16 protein-coding genes are annotated in these 18,696 nt (G+C 49.4%); 7 read left to right on the top strand and 9 right to left on the bottom strand.

Features of this window, described 5'->3' with window-relative positions:
• Positions 1-10: 10 nt before the first annotated feature.
• From HNR77_RS21595 to HNR77_RS21580, 4 genes are all read right to left on the bottom strand, one after another.
• Entirely contained in the window at positions 11-934 is a 924-nt protein-coding gene (locus HNR77_RS21595) for an ABC transporter permease (protein WP_145405604.1), read from the bottom strand.
• The gene (locus tag HNR77_RS21590; RefSeq protein ID WP_111269319.1) at positions 918-1,985 is read right to left on the bottom strand and encodes an ABC transporter permease; all 1,068 of its coding nucleotides are present in this window, start codon (positions 1,983-1,985) and stop codon (positions 918-920) included. The genes HNR77_RS21595 and HNR77_RS21590 overlap by 17 nt, the downstream gene beginning before the upstream one ends.
• A complete protein-coding gene (locus HNR77_RS21585; RefSeq protein ID WP_184188962.1) occupies positions 1,982-3,481 on the bottom strand; it encodes an ABC transporter ATP-binding protein in 1,500 nt (499 codons plus the stop codon). Before HNR77_RS21585 ends, HNR77_RS21590 begins: the two co-directional genes overlap by 4 nt.
• A gap of 394 nt (positions 3,482-3,875) precedes the next feature.
• A complete protein-coding gene (locus tag HNR77_RS21580; protein WP_184188959.1) occupies positions 3,876-4,916 on the bottom strand; it encodes a BMP family lipoprotein in 1,041 nt (346 codons plus the stop codon).
• 279 nt (positions 4,917-5,195) lie between these two features.
• Here HNR77_RS21580 and HNR77_RS21575 point away from each other — a divergent pair, with 279 nt between their 5' ends.
• The 3 genes from HNR77_RS21575 to HNR77_RS21565 all read left to right on the top strand — a co-directional run bounded on the left by HNR77_RS21575 (position 5,196) and on the right by HNR77_RS21565 (position 9,689).
• Positions 5,196-6,635 carry a hypothetical protein gene (locus HNR77_RS21575; protein ID WP_184188956.1) on the top strand — a complete coding sequence of 480 codons (1,440 nt, stop codon included), beginning with the start codon at positions 5,196-5,198 and terminating at the stop codon, positions 6,633-6,635.
• Positions 6,636-6,878: 243 nt separating this feature from the next.
• Complete coding sequence (locus HNR77_RS21570) at positions 6,879-7,487, top strand: DUF5317 domain-containing protein (RefSeq protein ID WP_184189142.1); 609 nt, start codon at positions 6,879-6,881, stop codon at positions 7,485-7,487.
• Between the two features lie 369 nt (positions 7,488-7,856).
• Positions 7,857-9,689, top strand: a complete 1,833-nt coding sequence (locus tag HNR77_RS21565) for a bifunctional diguanylate cyclase/phosphohydrolase (RefSeq protein WP_184188954.1) — start codon at positions 7,857-7,859, stop codon at positions 9,687-9,689.
• A gap of 111 nt (positions 9,690-9,800) precedes the next feature.
• On the opposite strand, the gene HNR77_RS21560 is transcribed toward HNR77_RS21565, so the two are convergent.
• Positions 9,801-9,989: a hypothetical protein gene (locus tag HNR77_RS21560; RefSeq protein WP_111269325.1), complete on the bottom strand. Its 189-nt coding sequence runs from the start codon at positions 9,987-9,989 to the stop codon at positions 9,801-9,803.
• Positions 9,990-10,297: 308 nt separating this feature from the next.
• Between HNR77_RS21560 and HNR77_RS21555 the strand changes: the two genes are divergently transcribed.
• The 4 genes from HNR77_RS21555 (at position 10,298) to HNR77_RS21540 (ending at position 14,658) form a co-directional block, all read left to right on the top strand.
• Positions 10,298-11,128 (top strand): sensor histidine kinase, encoded by an 831-nt coding sequence (locus HNR77_RS21555; RefSeq protein WP_184188951.1) that lies wholly within the window; start codon positions 10,298-10,300, stop codon positions 11,126-11,128.
• Position 11,129: 1 nt separating this feature from the next.
• Positions 11,130-11,786, top strand: a complete 657-nt coding sequence (locus tag HNR77_RS21550) for a response regulator (RefSeq protein WP_184188948.1) — start codon at positions 11,130-11,132, stop codon at positions 11,784-11,786.
• 287 nt (positions 11,787-12,073) lie between these two features.
• Entirely contained in the window at positions 12,074-13,789 is a 1,716-nt protein-coding gene (locus tag HNR77_RS21545; RefSeq protein WP_184188945.1) for a copper resistance protein CopC, read from the top strand.
• A 68-nt stretch (positions 13,790-13,857) separates the two neighbouring features.
• Positions 13,858-14,658: a YcnI family copper-binding membrane protein gene (locus HNR77_RS21540; protein WP_184188942.1), complete on the top strand. Its 801-nt coding sequence runs from the start codon at positions 13,858-13,860 to the stop codon at positions 14,656-14,658.
• A 161-nt stretch (positions 14,659-14,819) separates the two neighbouring features.
• Here HNR77_RS21540 and HNR77_RS21535 read toward each other — a convergent pair whose 3' ends face one another.
• From HNR77_RS21535 to HNR77_RS21520, 4 genes are all read right to left on the bottom strand, one after another.
• Positions 14,820-15,092 (bottom strand): hypothetical protein, encoded by a 273-nt coding sequence (locus HNR77_RS21535; protein ID WP_111269329.1) that lies wholly within the window; start codon positions 15,090-15,092, stop codon positions 14,820-14,822.
• Between the two features lie 69 nt (positions 15,093-15,161).
• Positions 15,162-16,505, bottom strand: coding sequence for a Tle-like phospholipase domain-containing protein (locus tag HNR77_RS21530; RefSeq protein WP_221443949.1), 1,344 nt, complete (start codon positions 16,503-16,505; stop codon positions 15,162-15,164).
• A gap of 17 nt (positions 16,506-16,522) precedes the next feature.
• Entirely contained in the window at positions 16,523-16,804 is a 282-nt protein-coding gene (locus HNR77_RS21525; protein ID WP_111269330.1) for a hypothetical protein, read from the bottom strand.
• A 447-nt stretch (positions 16,805-17,251) separates the two neighbouring features.
• Complete coding sequence (locus HNR77_RS21520) at positions 17,252-18,508, bottom strand: DUF445 domain-containing protein (RefSeq protein WP_184188939.1); 1,257 nt, start codon at positions 18,506-18,508, stop codon at positions 17,252-17,254.
• Positions 18,509-18,696 lie beyond the last annotated feature (188 nt).

The raw sequence follows: 18,696 nt of genomic DNA, 5'->3' as shown, positions 1-18,696 counted from the left end.
TTCCTCCTTATTAACGCGAGCTTCCGCCAGCTTTCAATGCATCCTGCGCATACGTCCGGTCTTTGAAAAAGAACATCGCAACCAATGTTACAATATACGGCAGCATCATCGTGAAATGAGTTGGCAGGGAGAAGCCCTGCAGACGAATACTGAGTGCTTCCATGAAACCAAACAGCACACTGGACCCCATCACGCCGAGCGGATTCGCTTGCCCCAGCATTGTAGCAACCAGAGCGATAAAGCCGCGGCCCGCAGTCATGCCTTCCGTAAACATCGTTACCTGACCGAGTGACAGCTGTGCTCCAGCGAGTGCACACAGCACACCGCACATCAGAACCGCGCCATATTGAATGCCGCGCACCTTGATGCCGATGCTCTGTGCTGCGATCGGATTCTCACCCACGGAACGCAGGCGGAAGCCAGATACACTTTTAAATAGATAGAACTGCAGTGCAATGACAATAATGATGCCGAGATAAACGAGCGGGCTGTGACCAGAGAACACCGTACCTACCCAAGGAATATCCTTGATCAGCGGAATGTCCCATTTCGGTAGTCCCACCATATTCTTGTCGTAGTATGCACCTTTAACATCAAAGATCGCCCGCAGGGCAAACGTCGTGAGTCCCGCCGCCAGAAAGTTCAGCGATATACCGACCACAATGGCATTGGCCTTCAAGTTAATACTTATAAACGCGAAGAGTGCCGAGAATAACATCACAATGACAATCGAGAACAATACTGCCAGCAGTACGTTGCCAAACAGATAGTTACCAACAATAGCAGAGAACGCACCAATCAGCACAAGTCCCTCCAGACCCACGTTGAACAGACCGACACGCGAGCACAAAGCCCCGCCAAGCGCTGCCAGCAGAATCGGCGTCATGATGCGCAAGGTTGAGCCAAACATGGCTGCATCAAACAGTTGTTGCATTGGACTTTTTCTCCTTTCTCCGCTTCAGGAAAGAATAACCGATCTGTGCCGATACAAATAACGTCAAGACAGCCTGAATGACGCTGCCAACCTCCAGCGGTACATCCGTGTTCCGCTCCATACCCATCGCACCTGTTTGCAATGCTGCCAGCAAAATCGCGGCAAGAGCTGTGCCGAGCGGGTGAGAACGAGCGAGCAGCGTAGCCATAATACCGCTCCAAGCATAGCTGGCCGAGGATAACGAGCCGTCCAGAAAACGGTACTGTGTACCGAGCACTTCTCCGGCTCCTGCCAGACCCGCCAGACCACCGCTGATGACCATCGACAGCATCATCATGCGAATACGGCGCACACCGCCATATGCCGCAAAGGACGGATTGCTGCCCAGCATACGAATCTCATAACCGGTCACTGTTTTGTGTGTAAACCAGTAGATCAGAATCGCTGCTGCAACCGCGATGATAAAACCGGCATGCAGTCCCATGCCCTGAAACAGCTTCGGCAGCCAGATGCTCTGATCGATCATCGGTGTCTGTGCCATCGCTGCCGAGCCTGTCCGGTCTTTAAATGGATACGAAACCATGTACCCGCCAAAATAAGTTGCGATATAGTTAAGCAGCAATGTCGTAATTAACAGATTCATCCCGAAGCGCGCATCCAGCCAGCCTGCAAAAAGAGACCACACACCGCCAGCGATAATTCCCGCCAGGATGGCAGCAATACAGACGAACCAGCCCGGCCCTGGAAGATAAAGTGCCGTGAGTGCCGCACTGAGTCCGCCCAGAATCATCTGACCTTCCGCACCCATATTGAAAAATCCGGCACGGAATGCCAGCGCTACGCCAAGCCCGGCCAGAATAATCGGCGTTGCACGAGCCAGTGTATTCGTGAAGAAGTAGAAGTTGCCGAAGGCTCCCTTCCACATCTCTGCGTACGTATCTATAACGTTGCCGCCTACGACCAGAATGGCAATCGCCCCGGCGAGCAAGCCAATGAGTACGGCAAGCAGCGGCTGTACAAGTCCGCGAAGTGTTTCCTTTACCCGATTCATACCCGCTCTTTCCCTCCTGCCATCAGCAAGCTGATCTGTTCTTCTGTCGCTTCCGCTGCCGCAAGTTCTCCGGCAATCTCACCTTCGTACATCACAATAATGCGATCCGACAATTGCAAAATTTCGGACAACTCGGATGAAATGAGCAGAATGCCCGCCCCTTCATTACGTTTGCGCAGCAATTCGGCATGAATCGTTTCCATCGCACCGATATCCACTCCGCGTGTCGGTTCAGCTGCAATTAAAAACGGGGTATCCTGAGCGAATTCACGTGCTGCAATCAGCTTCTGTAAATTACCGCCCGACAGAAATTGAGCCTTCGTCTCCGCGGAGCCTGTCTTGATGCTGAACTGTTTAATCCAGCTCTCCACCAGAAGTTTGGCCGCTTTGGCCTTAATGATGCCCCGTCTCTGCAGACGGTGATGGTGCCCCATCAGTCCGTTCTCCTTCACGCTGGCATCCTTTGCTGCTCCCCACATGTATCTGTCCTCAGGAATATGGGCAAGTCCCTGCTCCCGAATTTTGCGAACCGGCCAATTTGTCGTATCTTGTCCCGATAAGAGCACACGCCCGCTATCCGGCTTCCGAAGCCCTGCAATCACCTGGATCAATTCAGATTGTCCATTACCCGAGATACCAGCAATCCCAACGACTTCACCTTTTCGAACATGCATATGAATATCCTTGAGTGCTGACCGATCCTTTGCTCCTGACAGCTGAACACCCTCCACCTGAAGCACAGCTTCACCCGGAACAGACGGCTGCTTGTCCATACGTACCAATTCACGTCCTACCATCAGGCGGGACAGTTCCTCTACATTGGTATCCTGAGCCTGCAATGTACCAGTGACTTGACCATCCCGCAGCACGGTAATCCGGTCTGCCACATCCATGACCTCTTGCAGCTTGTGTGTAATGAGCACAAAGGTTTTGCCCAGCTTCGCCAAAGACTTCATATTTGCCAGCAGCTCTTTTACTTCCAGCGGAGTAAGCACTGCAGACGGCTCGTCCAGTATAATGATGTCTGCACCCTGATGCAGCACCTTGAGAATCTCCACGCGCTGCTGCATACCCAGCGGGCATTCAGCTACTTTTTTCCACGGATCAACCGGCATGCCATATTGCCTGCCTAATTCGTCAACCTGAGCAGCAGCTTTTTTCCGATCAAACACCCCTGCTGCCGCAGGCTCACGCCCAATCACAATATTCTCGGCAACCGTAAAGGATGGAAACAGCATGAAATGCTGATGCACCATTCCGATCCCGCTGGCCATCGCCTGAGATGGTGTTGCAAAGCTAACCTCGCGTCCACGAACCTTGATCGTGCCTGATGTGGGCTGCTCCATCCCATACAGCATACGCATCAAGGTTGTTTTGCCCGCTCCGTTCTCCCCGACAAGCGCATGAATCTCTCCCTCGCGCAGATTAAAGTGGATCTCCCGGTTCGCCGTGAAGCTGCCATATTTCTTCGTAATCTGCTCCATCTCCAACAGCATATCTTGTGTTCGCTCCCCTCGGTTGATATCAGTTCAACGTGAAATGGTTACACTGGGCACTCCGATGACAGAACAACCTTTTGATCGCTGTTATCCCCGGATTTTTTTGAACTCCCTTTATAAGGAGAAAATCCGGGGATGAGCGTATGCTTCCGATGCAGCTTTCTTGCAGAAAGCTTACAGGCGAACGCTTCGCTTCTTCAGGTTTTTTCTGTCCTCTCCGTTATCGTGTAAACGTTAAGTCCAACATATATGGTCACTGTAAACAGTAGCAAAACCGGCTGCCTGGTTGGGCAGCCGGCTAACTAGATGGATTACACATTCATCAATTCATTGCTTATCCTTCATATGAAGTATGTCAGATCATATTCAAGAAGTGAGTTATATATCCTTACTACTGTTGCAAAGGATCCTTCACTACAATTTTACCGGATACGATGTCATCTTTGATCGCTTTTACTTTGTCGATAACCTCTTGTCCAACAAAAGCATTCAGCGGAGACTGACTGTCACGTGTAACGTATGTCAGGCCCACACCGTCTTCTTTCAGGCCGTAGTTCACTGCGCCTGCTTTGAAGTTGCCTTCTGCAAAATCCTTCACCGTCTCATAAGCAACCGTATCGGTTGATTTCAACTGGGAAAGCACAATATGCTCCGGATCCTCCACTGTACGATCTGTATCTTGACCCGAAGTGTAGAAGCCTTTTTCTTTGGCAGCTTCGAACACGCCGAGGTCGCCTACAGCAGATGCACCCGCAATGAAGTCAGCCCCTTTACCGAATTGCACCAGCGCCAGCTCTTTAGCTTTGGCCGGGTCATTAAATCCACCAACATAGTTCACCAGGAATTCTGCTTTTGGATTAACCGATTCCAGACCGGCTCTGAAACCTTCTGTATATTTTTTGATCAACGGCACGTCCATTGCGGCAATCATGCCCACTTTATCTGTTTTGGTAGAAAGTCCAGCTGCAGCACCCAGCAGATACGCGCCTTCATACTCACGGAAACCAACGCTGCGAACGTTAGGCAGATCAACGGTTGTATCTACAATCGCAAACGACTTGTTTGGATTCTCGGCAGCAACCTTTTTCAGTGCATCTTCTGCCTGGAATGTTGCTGTAATAATCAGATCATAGTTCTCGGCAACAGCCGCGCGAAGGTTTTGCTCAAATGCAGCAGGGTCAGTGGATTCAATCGTTTTGGTATCGACTTTGAACTCCTTGCCTGCTTTTTTGAAGCCTTCATCCATTTGTACAAAGAAAGGGTTGACCCCGATTTTTTCAGGAAGTACGAGTGCCATGCGCAGGGATTTTTCAGAATCGCCGCCTTGAGCGGTTTGAGTGGATTGTTCGTCTTTAGAAGCCGAATTCCCACAAGCAGCCAGCAAAATAGCAAGCATTACAATTGATAAGACGAACGATAAACCTCTTTTCATTTTCGAAAATTCCCCTTTTCAACATTCTTTTTTTATATCCTAGCGGATAATGTCGATCCTTGTCAATACAACTTTCAGCGTTTACACTCATATGGAACATCATCGTAAAAATAGGCTTTTCCAGCCTCTGGAAGCCTTGCCGTGAATGGCTTTTTTTTCGTTGACATCTGGCGCGACTCCGTGCTAAAGTCAATCCAATTATTATATTCTGATAGGTTTTGTCAGAATTATGGCATATTCATCTATTCTATTCAACTCATTTTTAAGGAGGCCTCTCATTTGAAAAAGTTCACGCAAATTACGCTGGCAGCCCTGCTGGCAGCTCCGGTAACACTCGGCAGCCTAAGTTTTAGTCTGCCTGCTTCTGCTGCCACAGCAACTCCGGTTCCGGCTGCACCTAAGGCTACCCTGACTGTACAAACACCAGCAGCCAAACCAGCCGCTGTCTACACCGAAAGCGCAGCAGATTTTGCTCAATTCCTGCAAGCCAAATATGGCATTCAATTGCCAAAGCAAACGACCAAAGGTGACTTTATTCAAGCGATTGCTGCCATTACAGAAGCAAACAGCACAGCCGACACTTCAGATAAGGATGCAGCACAGGCACCTGCCTTTAGCGATCTTAAACCGGGTGATGCAGCCTACGATGCAGCTGTTGCCCTGTTCCATAACGGAGTTTTGACCGGAACCGAGGTACATGCCCAGGATCAACTGAGCATTTACACAGCAGTATTCCTCGCCGTAAAAGCAGCGGGATTTAAAGAACTCGCATATACTTATCCTGCTGACAAAACAGCCAAAGCACTTGCAAAGGCTGGAATCAAGCCTAACCGTTTGCAAGGACAAGCAGGGCAGGAACTAGCTGCAGCAATTGATACAGGACTGGTTCCGGAGAGCTTGTATCCCGCGCTTGTTAAGGGCGGCGCTGCAAGCAAAGATGCAGCCAACATTTTGCTCGGCCGTGTGCTGATTAGCCAAGGTAAATATAAAAATGAAATTGGACGCTCCAATGATGCAGATATCTACTCCAAGTTGTATGCTGCCTATCGCACAGCAGATCTGATTGAAGCTCCCGAGCTGAGAAAGATTGTAGATCAGGCGCTCCGCGAGGATCTGGTTACAGGGTACAACCTTAAAGACAGCCGCTTCGACTCCAATTTTATTGATGAGCTGACGTTGACATACGGTCATGACAGCATCAACCATGCCGTGCAGCTGATCGGACTGCTTCGCAGTGAAGGCATTGAGGCGGATGTGCAGTTCCAACCGAAAACCTCTGCCTTCATTTATTTGAAAGAATGGGGCGAGCCCAAAGAAACACCGGACTACAAAGTTACACAGATTGACAATGGCAATTATATTGCCTATGCGAAGGAATATGACATTCAGTTCGAGTTCAATAACACAGCTGACAAAGCACGTTTTAACGATATCGTACTGAACTACGCCAAAAAGAACAGCAACAGCACCTCGCCGCTGATTATCAACTCCTGGTGGCAGCCGCTGTATTATTCACCAACGGCACTGGCGAACTTCCCGGTGATTACTAATAACAAAATTACGCTTGGTCATTATTATGCTCAATCCTTCTCACTGAAAGAAAATGCCAAAACGATTCAGGACGGCTTCCGCAAGCTTGCTCCTGAAGCAAAGATCACCTCGTATAACTTCTGGGTGGATCAGCCTTTCTTCAATTATTTGAATGGTGGCTCTGAATAATCAGCTTTCATATTTTTATGTCCGAACTGCTCTGTTTATAGCAAAAAATAACAACCGTGCTTACCGAATAGCATTCAGGTTTCGACCTATGTTTTCGGGAGCACGGTTTTTGTATATGGTTTTACAAAATTCTTTCTTAAAATCAGATGATCAATGCAGGAATTGCCAAAAGCAGGTCGAATTTCTTTAGGTACACAAACACGCAATCATCGTTGCGCATCTCCGCAAGAACAGGAGTTAATCATGGTATATGACGGTATTCTGATCGGCTTGATTGTTGGTCTGTTCAGAGGAGGTGTCCGATATGGACTCCACCAGTTCGCTACACTTCGGCTGCGCGGCGGCTGGATCTTCCCTCTGCTGCTGCTCTTTCAATTTGGCATTTTCTATCTACAGGAACGATGGAGCTGGATCGCATCTATTAATGGTTATCTGTTTGCTGCTGTATATGTCACCGGTCTTGTTTTTCTGTGGCTTAATCGACATCATCGGGGGTTTACACTAATCTGGATCGGGGTGTTTCTCAATTTTCTCGTGATGGCTGTCAATGGAGGCCGAATGCCTGTATCTGTGGAAGCTTCCGCAGTGCTTGGTCCCTATTATGTCGATCTGCTTCGGGAAGGTGGAGCTGTATCCAAACATTACATGATGGACGCCTCAACTCACCTGGCATTTCTCGGTGATATCATTCCGCTGTCCAATCCGTATCCACGAACACAGGTCATCAGCATCGGTGATGTTGTGATGAATGTGGGTATATTCCTGTTCATCCAATACATGATGGTGGATCGGGGCACGAAAGCGGTGCGATCCGCAAAGACAGAAACATCAGAAACATACCAACCTCAATGAACATCAGACAGACCAGACAGACTCCAAGGAAGGGAGGTCTTTCCATGAAGAAATTTGAGGGTATTAAATATTCCCGCATTGTCATCAACGCCATTATCGTAGCTTCTGTCGTTGTGGCATTAACTTCGGGATACAAGCTTGGCGGCTAGGTTCTACTGCCAACCAGACAAACAGGCTGCGAGCGGCCTGTTTTTTCTTGCTGGATTTTCGGGAGCGATCTTGTTATGTTAAACAACGTATAGTATAAACCTGTACAACAATAATCAATATAAATGCAACGAGTCACTCATACGTAAACGAGACGTTGTGCTGCAGCGTTCATTTATACCTAACATCACGAGATGACTAAACCCAAGCAGGAGATTTTTTATGAACTTTATTCGTAATCTTATCCGCAAAACAGATCGAAGCAAAATGTATGTTTTTTTGCTCAGCTGTACCGGGATTGGCGTTTTTATCTATACGAACCAGTGGTCCTATTTCCACCTGACTACAGCCGAATGGGTCATGGTCTATACTATGCTGGGAGCTGCGCTCATCCTCGACTATTTTACATTCCAGATTCCCCCGAAGGGCAATCAGCAATCCATGGATTCCTCAGTGTATCTTGCCTGTATATTTATGTTCGGCGGGGCCTTCAGTCTCTCGGTGCTGCTGCCGATCTCCATCATACTGTTAATCAAGGACCGCAAGCTCGCATGGTGGAAGCATGTTGTCAACTTCAGTATTTACAGTCTCATGATTACGGGAGCTTCCGCCGTGTTTGAGTGGACAGGCGGACAAACCGGAGCTATTGACGGGTATAACCTGCTCCCTTATTTTGCGGCCCTGGCAGCTTATTTTATGATTAATACCATCACACTGGGATTGTTCTTTCTTTTTTCAACCAAGGATGCATTGCAGCAGATGAAACGGGTATTTGTGACCGAATCCCTTCTGGTGTATCTGTGTACGCTTATTCTGGCGCTGGTGCTTACCATTCTGGTCGTGCATAACGGCATGCTCGGTCTGCTTTTATACCTGAGTCTCGGCATTCTGTTATCCCATGCCTTCAAGCAGCTGTTCATCATGTACCAGTCCATTGAAGAAAAGGCAAATTCGGATCAGCGAACAGGTCTGTTCAATCATAGTTATTTCGAAAACATGCTGGAGATCGAGCTGAATACAGCACGCACACAGGGAACACCGCTTTGTCTCGGACTGCTGGATATTGATGATTTCAAAAAATACAACGATCAGTTTGGTCACCTTCAGGGTGACAGCCTGCTGGCCTTGCTCGGAGATTTTCTGCTTCGCAAAACAGCGGGTACTCCCGTTACCGCTTTTCGCTATGGAGGCGAGGAGTTCACCCTGCTGATGCCAGGCATGGATCTCGATGAGTCCTACCGATTCATGAACAAGCTGCGCAAGCAGCTGAATGATACGCCATTTGAAGGAGTCGAGGTGCTGCCACATGGCTGTCTCTCCTTCTCCGGGGGAGTTGCCGCATATCAAGTGGATATGTATAACAAGTCTCAATTGGTGGATCAAGCCGACAAAGCACTCTACTATGCCAAAAAGCAGGGCAAAAACAACGTACATCGCCATGGAAGCAATGACGGCATGGAGCACGAGATCGATCTGGTTCAGGACGTTCGTGACATCGAGCAGCAACTTAACCTGTTTCAATATAAAGACATGGATACGTTCAAACATTCCAAGAGGGTCTACAAGTACGCGCTGGATATTAGCGAGGTGCTCAATCTGGACAATGCAGAGAAGCGGCGTTTTGTGCTCGGGGCCTTGATTCATGATATCGGGAAGCTGGAGATTCCGTGGTCCATTCTGAACAAAAAGGAAAAGCTGACCGCGGAAGAATGGGATACGATTAAAGGCCATGTGACCTGGGGCAAAAAAATGGTGATGACGAACGATCGCTTCGCCGATCTGATTCCGTATATCGAACTGCATCATGAGCGCTACGATGGTCAAGGATATCCTTATGGCCTGAAGGGGCAAGAGATTCCGAAGCTGTGCCGGATGCTGACCGTCATTGATTCCTTTGATGCCATGACAACCGAGCGCCCATATCAGGAGACAAAAAATATAGAAGAAGCCATTGAGGAGCTTCGGGCCTGCTCTGGCACACAATTTGACCCGGAGCTTGCGGAATTGTTTATCGGTTATATCGAGAAACGTACCGCTCATCAGCGATCACCGTAGACGCTCGGCTCCAAAACGCCAAAGCGCTATCCCATGCATACAGGGATAGCGCCATTTTCATTTTCATCGTGATGTTAATCTCATATCAGATGCATTGAATGCATGCTGGATTCAGTCCTGTGATGTTTCTTCGCTGCTCATCGTATTGAGTTCATGTGAGGTCTGATGCAGCTCTTTGATCATCTGCTGCAAAAACATGTTGTCCTGGCGACTGATCCCGTGCTGATTGTCTTGAATAAGCATCTGGTGAATGTTTTTCTTGAGCAATTCACTGCGGCGTTCCAATACTTCTTGACTCATGTTGTTGCGTCACTCCTTAACATGTTTTGTAATGATTTCTCGTTCTATATAAGTATAGAGGAGCTTCCTTCATAGCGAAAACGGGCAGAGCCCTCCTGAGAAGAGCACATCAAGCCTCACCTGGCCTGACAACATTTCACCCTGTGTCATTCTTAGATATGCTTCTATATACTCCATGATCCTGCCAGCATTCCTGCCAATGGCCTGGACTAGGGTCTTGGACAAGGTTGCGTTATAATGATCTGTATGAAAAAGTTACAGCCTGCTGCAGTATGATGTATCCAGCCCTTAAAAGGAGTTAAGTATATATGTCCTACAAACAGATTAAATGGATGATCCTGCTGATTCCCACGGTCACTGTGGGATTATGGGAGTATATTCGCCACCAGTTTCTGATGCCTTATCTATCGATGGATGCCGGAAACTGGCTGACACCTGTCATCGTTTACCTGGTCAGTGTAACGCTGCTGAGCCGGCTGTTCCGCATGCTGGAAAGTGCGAGGGCCGCTCTGGAGCAGGAACGAGCATCCAAAACTGCTCTTGCAGCCCGTGATCAGCTGGCGCGTGAACTGCATGATGGCATCTCACAATCCTTGTTCCTGCTCTCTGTCAAAGCCGACAAGGCAGGACGGAGCCTCAGCGGCACAAGTCACGAGCAGGAAATACGCGAGATTCAGAAAACGGTACACGAAGTCAATACATATGTAAGACAGGCAATTGCTCAGTTACGTTATGTACCTTCTCCCATCGCTGATCCTGAAGCGGTTGCCCTGCTAGCGCAGGTTGAATCCATCGTCAGCGATACTGTGCCTGAAGCAGACGTGCAATGGCATTGGACTGAAATTTCTCTCTCCCCCAAGGAACAAGTGGAGCTGCTGGCCTGTATTCGGGAAGCGCTGCTGAACGTACACAAGCATGCGAAGGCTACCAAGGTGCAAGTTCATGCAGAAGGCAACATCTCTGACTGGTCTGTTCACATACAAGACAATGGCATAGGTCTTCAGGGAGACCCGATGCTGCTCAAAGACCGCTACGGCCTGCGAATTACGAAGGAGCGAGCCGAGCAGATGGGCTGGATATTCCGGCTGGAATCCAGGCCCGGCGATACGCGAATGATCATTGGAAAGGGGCACACATAATATGGAACTGGTTCGTGTACTTGTCGTGGACGATCACGCGCATGCACGTGAAGCGATCTGCAGCATTTTATCCGAGGATAGCCTGTTTGAAGTCATTGGCACCGCGAGGAATGGACAAGAGGCACTAGAGCTGACGGAGCAATGGATGCCTGATCTTATCCTTATGGATGTGCAGATGCCTGATATGGATGGACTGGAAGCAACCAGACAGATCAAGCTTCGTTTCCCATACGTTATCATTGTGATGGTGACGGTATCCGATGATGTCACGTATCTCTTTGAAGCATTGAAGCAAGGTGCCCAAGGTTATCTGCGCAAAAATCTGTCTCCCTCCACCTGGCTGGAATACCTCCGGGCAATTGTCAGTGACGATGCACCGCTCAGCAAGGAGTTGGCCTATCGCATTTTGCAGGAGTTTCCGGCCCCTCGTCATGAGGAGGTACAGGAAAGCCCGTTAACCGCGCGTGAGCTGGAGATTTTACAGTGGGTATCAGCCGGCTATACCAATCGCGAAATTGCCGAGCAGTTAGGCATCTCCGATCAGACTGTGAAAAACCATTTGAAGAACATTCTGCAAAAGCTGCAGCTTGAGAACCGGGTCCAGCTTACCCGTTATGCGCTGGAGAGCGGGCTTGCCGGACGCAAGCCGCGTAAGTAAGCGAATGATCCGAACACACGAACACACGAACACACGAACACACGAACACACGAACAATGGATGATAACATGCGTTCAGCAGGTTATGCTGTGCACTATGTAATAGCGCAGCAGCAGCACACATGTCATTTCATGCATTTGTCACAATTATGTGGAAAACCATGATTTTTTATAGCCCAATGTAGTCATACGCCTTCATTTTGGACAAAGTTATAATGGTATAGATTGTGCGCGAATGAACAATCATGGGAATAATCTGCAAATCTATAACCCGAGGGTGATGATTTTTTGAATACTAAGAGCTTGACCCTGCGATGGAACAAGCGTCATTGGATACTGCTCAACAGCCTGCTGCTGGTGCTCTTCCTTGTGATGCCGCAATGGGCCTCTGCTCATGCTTACGTGGTCAAGGCGTCGCCGGAAGAAAATGAACTGCTCGTCACCGCACCACAGCGCTTGACGCTGGAGTTTAACGAATCACTGCAGACCGCCTTTTATGATATTAAAATTACCAGCCCGGACGGAAATCGGGCAGACGACGGCAATGTACAAATCGACCCGCAGCGCCCGCACATTCTGGAAACCGGTTTACGCTCCGGGCTAGGCGATGGCACCTACACTGCCAGCTGGAAAGCGGTATCTGCCGATGGCCATCCCATCTCTGGAGCGTATGTGTTCCATATCGGCGAACCATCAGGCTCACCTGCGGGTCTGAAGGACCTTGCATCCGGTTCGGGTGCAGCTGGCGGACCTCTGAAATGGATCGTCTCGTTTACGGACTGGATTCAATATCTTGGACTATCCGTTATGCTGGGTGTTCTGGCCTTTCTACTGCTGCGAATTGCCCCCGCATCGCTGCAGCGAGAACCGATGGATGCGCCAGGCAGTTACAAGCTGCTGTGGATCAGCTATGGTGCTGCATCCTTCGCCGCACTGGTAAGCCTTCCACTGAACACGCTGTACGAGTCTGGTGTCGATCTGAATCAATTCAGCTGGGCTCTGATGGGCAGCGCACTGAAGCTCACATCCTTCGGACAGATCTGGATGCTGCAGATGCTGATCGCCCTGCTGATCGCCGTAACGCTTTTATCCGGCTACGATCTGGACCGAACCATCCGTGTACGCATCTTGTCCTCATACGGGACATTGCTGCTTGTACTGGGCTGGCTGCTCACACACGCCATGACAGGGCATCCTGCAGCTGCTGAGCAGCGTGTGATTGCAGTGACTTTGGACTTCGCACATCTGGTGGCCGCTGCATTCTGGATCGGGGCTCTCACCGCCATGGCTGTATGCCTGCCGCTGCTTACAGATCGGCTTCCTGTCAAGGTACGTGGCGAGATTTACTGGGTTACTCTGCGCAGATTTATGACTTGGGGAATGGGTGCCGTAGCCGTTCTGGTCGCTACCGGCATCTATGGCAGTCTGGTTATTCTGCCGGCGCCAGTGCTAACCTCGCTCTTTACGACAGCCTATGGTCTTGTGCTGTTTGGCAAAATCGTGCTGCTTGTTGTGATGCTTGTATTCGCCGGGTACCATGCCAAGCGGGCAAGAGCAGCCACAGGAGCACGTCTATACCGCAGCCTGAAGGTGGAACTTGCTGCAGGTGCCATTATCCTTGCACTTGCGGCAATCCTGACCCATCTCTCTCCAGGCCAGCCAGCGTCAGCCGGACCTTACCAAGGGACAGAGACAACAGAAGACGGCTCGGTCATCACACTTCAGGTCAGCCCGAACGTAACGGGAGAGAATCAGTTTGAAGTCAGCATCAAGAGAGCGGACGGCAGTGTGGTCAAGGATCTTGAGCAGGTCACATTGTCCCTGACACATCTTGATATGGATATGGGCATCTACGAGATCACCATTCCTAAGAATGATACCGGCATCTACAAGGCAGATGATTACATCTCCATGCCCGGTAACTGGAGCATTAAGGTGCATGCTCTGACACGATCGCTCGATGCGATAGATGCCGAGTTCAATATCAAAGCAGCGAAGCCATAAAGTCATACCTTCGGTAATTAAGCAGCACAAGATATATTTTTCACAACGAATTGAGAGGGGTTTTATTTTTGAAGAAAACATCATGGGTATCCAAACTAACATCAACTGTAGCGGCAGGTGCAGCAGCATTTCTGCTGTTTGCCAGCTTTGCGAGTGCTCACGTCACCGTAAATCCATCCAATGCACAGACAAGTGCATGGCAGATGTACACCATTAAGGTGCCATCCGAGAAAGAACTGCCGACCACCAAAATTACACTGAAAATCCCGAAAGAGGTTGCGTTCAAGCAATATCAACCGCTGACGGGCTGGAAAATTTCTACCGAAAAAAATGACTCGAACGAAGTGACCTCCATTACGTGGGAGGTTGACGGAGATAACCAGGGTATTCTGGCTGGACAATTCCAGCAGTTCAACTTTGTTGCACAAAACCCGAAAAATGAAACAGAAGTGGCCTGGGATGCGTTTCAATATTACAGCGACGGAAGCATTGTGGAATGGACAGGCAAGCCTGGCGACAACAATCCGCACAGCATCACCACGATCAGTGAAGACCCGGCTGCAGCTGGAGATGACCACCACAGTTCAGGTACAGCAGGTGCCGGGCATGACAGCGCAGGTACCGCAGGCAGCAACTCAGGTAGCGCATCGAACGATACAGCCTCCGACACAGCAACGGATGGCAAGAAAGCAAATGATGACACCACTCTCGGAGATGCGCTCTCCGATACGGTAACAGGTCAACCTAACAACACGGATACGGATACGGGAACGCTGAAGCTGCAGCAAGCAACGCTGATCGTTTCCATTCTGGCTCTGATCATGTCCTTCCTGGGCATCGCACTCGCAACACGTCGCAAAAAGCGTTAATTCACAATTAAATATGCAGCTTCATTATTGAATGAACAGCTAACTCTCATGTAAAAAGGAGTCTGCGCCATATGGGAACATCCCTTTGGTGCAAGACTCCTTTTTTACATGAATGATGATGCGATGTATGCCACCCGCAATATGGCAGTACACGCTGGTTTTTAACGCTGCTGATCCGTTTGAATCATCACTTCAATGTACTGATTCAAGCTCCGCTTCTGCATTTCAATGGCTTGGATACGCTTGGCCAGGCCTGCGAAAAACTCTTCAATCTGCTGCCTCGTATGATCGGCAGATTGTCCTTTCCAATCGTTCAGACGGCTGTACAGCGCTCTTGCCTCCTGCTCATCCGCTTGCATGCGAACCAGCAGCTGTGACAGCTCTTTCTCCGCAATCCGCAGGTCATTCAGTTCCACCAGCAATTGTCCGCTCATCCGTGGTTCCCTCCCCCTCAGTGCACGTTCTTACCTTGAATGCTCATCTCTCCAGCCGGCCATCTAACATTAGTTAAAATGTACAGGGCTCTCATCAGCCTGCCGGAAAGCCTCCGCTTTTTCCTCAATAAAGTTCAGGAACTGGCTTGTATGCTTCATATGCCACGTGCTCAGCTCCTGGATGGATGCGTCTAACTGAGTCACAATAGGCTCCAGCCTGCGGCTGCGACTTGAATGTAAATATTGAGCCATACGTGTCCGCACCTGATTCAGCTCGGCATTGCATTGCTGGGCATTTTGTTTCCAGCGGGAAGCCACACTTTTCAGTTCTTCCGGCGTAACCTGGATTAGACCTGACCCCAGCGCTACTGCCATACCTCTGCCCGCACCGCCTCTTAGTCCCATCGGGCCTACCGCTTTGCTGAGCGGTCCGAGATTCTCCATAAGCCTTGGTGAATAACGTACTCGTTCACCCGTAATCGGATCATACAGCTCGTTGGAGATATAACCGTTCTTGAAGTCATACTGATCGAGGCTGTGGTAGTTTTCCCCGCCAAAGGTATTCTTGATTTTATCAATCAAACTTACGCCATTGTTGGCATCTGCATAATTTGAATCGATATAATACGTAGAACCTACATGACGATCATATCCGCCTAACGTTCCGCTAGCGACCAGATCGCCCGGACTCGCATAATTCACAACTTGACCATCGAGTTCGCCCGCTTCGACCCTGCGACGCATTTCGGGCGTCAGATTGCCCATAACCGAAGGTGCACTGAATGTAACCGCAGGAAGGCCGGTATAAGCAGAGGCATACTGTGCATCCCCACCGCCAAGAGAGTGTCCTGTCAGGGAGAAATTCAAGTCGCTGTACTTTTCTTTCATCCGGTTCGCATAATCCTCGGATTGATACATCTGGTTAGCCCAGCCCGTAGGAGACACGTTTTTTTCAATATCCTTCACTCGGTCGCCCGTCCAGTTCTGTACATCTCTTACCCGGTCTCCTGCCCAGCTCTCCACTTTGGAAACACCTGTGAAATCCTTGACATTCTGGACACTTTTATCAAGCCATCCCGGTGTCAGGTTGTCTACAACTCGTGCTGTCTCCTGCTGTCCCTTACGGATCAACTCTCCGCCCCCGATGCGTGCATCCATCACAAAGTCAGGCACCGAGCGATCCAAAGAGGCACTTCCCTCGGTTCCCCGGTAGGCAATGACTGCCTCCTTTGTCTCCGGATTATAGAACGTCACGGCATCGAAGCCGGAAAATTTATTGCTCTCTGTGCCCTCCAGCACTTGCCACCCGGGAAGCTCTGTCAGGCGGTCACCTGCCTTTTGATCCTGATAGGCTAACTCCGATAAAGTTTTATACGTTTCATCATCGATGTTCCTGCCGTTACCGTTACTCAATCACTGCACCTCCCCTTTTATTTGGCGTATGGATCATGACCTTTAGCTTTAATGACTTCTTCCAGCTCAGGACTGATCACAAGATTTTTGGTGATTTTTTTCTTGTAGTCGTACGATATGCCAAAGTTCTGATCCTCATGATCCTTCACATGCCCTTTAAGTCCGATCTGCGACATCGCCATCTCTGGCAGCAGTTCCTTGCTTGTCACCACCACATCCAGTTCAAACTTTTCTTTGAAATGCTGCACCACAACTTTCTCAGCCTCCTGGTACAACGCCTGCTTCTCACTTTCGGTCATCTTCTGACACCCTCCCAGCAATATAGTGAACACCATCATCAGTGCAAATAAACTTCTCATCCATTTCGTGCGCGGAATAGCAATTCCCCCTTTTGGCTCAAACCTATGTAAGTAAAGAGCGCCCCCTCCACCTGTTACATGCATCATAGTACAAAATCAACATAAGACACATCCGCTCACAGGAGCGTTTTCCTGAAACTTTTCTCCTAGATGATTCATGCCTATATTTGGGTGTATATTACCCGGTTCTAAGACTGTTGTACCAGTAAACCTCTAACTTTTTCCATATAAAAAACAAAAAACTTTCTTTTGAACACTGTTTGGTGTCAAAAAGAAAGCCTTCTTTGTTTGCTATGCTCCCCTGAAGCCCGAATGTTCTGAAAAGAGCCTGCTCTGCAAACGAGCGGCTCTTTTCATCTGCCAGCCAGATCGGCTCGGCCTTTCCTGTTATTCCAGTACCATCCGCAGCGCGGTCAGCACAACCCCGATAATAAATCCGGTTACTGCACCGTTAATCCGAATCCACTGCAGATCCTGCCCCACCTTGTCTTCAATCAGCGAGATGAGCGAAGCATTGTCCATTTTATCTACATTTTCACGAACGAGATTCCCGATTTTGGAATGGTTTTTCTCCAGCAGCGTGGTGACACCTTCTACAATCTTGGCATTCATACCTGTCATTAACGCTTCATCCGCACGCAGATCAGCCAGAACGTTCTCGATCGCAGGCAGCGCATACGTATCTACGTAACGACCATCCTCCATCGCCACCAGCGCTTTATCCCGCAGCTCGGTAAGCTTGTTCAGCACGGTTTCCTCGGCATTCCAGCCATCCAGCAGATTGTTCTTCCAGCCGTTAAGGCCATCCTGCACAGCTTCACTCACCGCAAGACGCATCGCCTGCGTACGCAGCATATTCAGCACTTTGTAGCGCAACGCACTGCCTTCCCGTTTCATATCCTCTACCCGGTCAAAAAGATATCCTTGAATAATGCTGCCCAGACGGTCTTCATTCAAATAACCCATAAACGCGTTCATCGCAAACTGCATGAGTCCGTTCATCTGGATACCACTGATTGCTTTCATGCCGCTTTCCCCCAGGAACAGAATGGTCTCCGGCTGCACCAGCCACTCTTCCGCCTGCTTGAGCGCATAATCCAGAGCCTGAGCATCATATCCTCGCTCCGTGACCTGTACTGCAGCCCGTTCCAGAATCGGCCCCAAGTCAAACGCCCCGGCCTGTGACTTGATCTCTTTGGCAACCATCGGAGCAATCTGCTCCAGCGGCAGTCCTGCCAAAATGCGTTTGCACAGCGTATCAATCATCGTTTTGATGCCGTCGCTGTGCAGCTCCCGCCCTAGTGTGTCCAGTACAAGCTCAGCTGCTTTGAAGCCAGCAATTTTCTCTGTAATGCTGTCCTTGTTCAGCAGATTATTCTCAACAGCAGAGACCAGACCTTCCGTCATCTTATCCCGGTTTTTAGGCAGCAGTGCCGTATGAGGGATGGGAATACCCAGCGGATGGCGGAATAGTGCCGTTACTGCAAACCAATCTGCAAGTCCCCCTACCAGCCCCGCCTCAAAAGACCCGACCAGAAGTCTACCTACGGGAACCCCCTGAAATGGCAAGGATGCTGCGAAGCCGGCACCCATAATAACGAGAGACCAGGCTGCTGCTGTTTTGGTTTTTTTAGGTTTAGCCATCATTCATCTTGCTCCTTTATCATTCATCTTGCGGCACGGGCTGTCCCCGAAATAACCGCATCTTGTCAGTTAGGATTATGTAAAAGCTTCCTGCCGCTCGACTGGACAGATCTCGATTCATGAAGAGCAGTTGTATCGAGTACGCTTCATTCTTTTTTACCGTATACTTCATCTTATCACCCGGAAGC

The organism is Paenibacillus sp. JGP012, assembly GCF_014203995.1.
Lineage (GTDB): Bacteria > Bacillota > Bacilli > Paenibacillales > Paenibacillaceae > Paenibacillus > Paenibacillus silvae.
The sequence above is the reverse complement of the archived record's forward strand: the minus strand, read 5'-3'. Positions and strand labels throughout refer to the sequence as shown.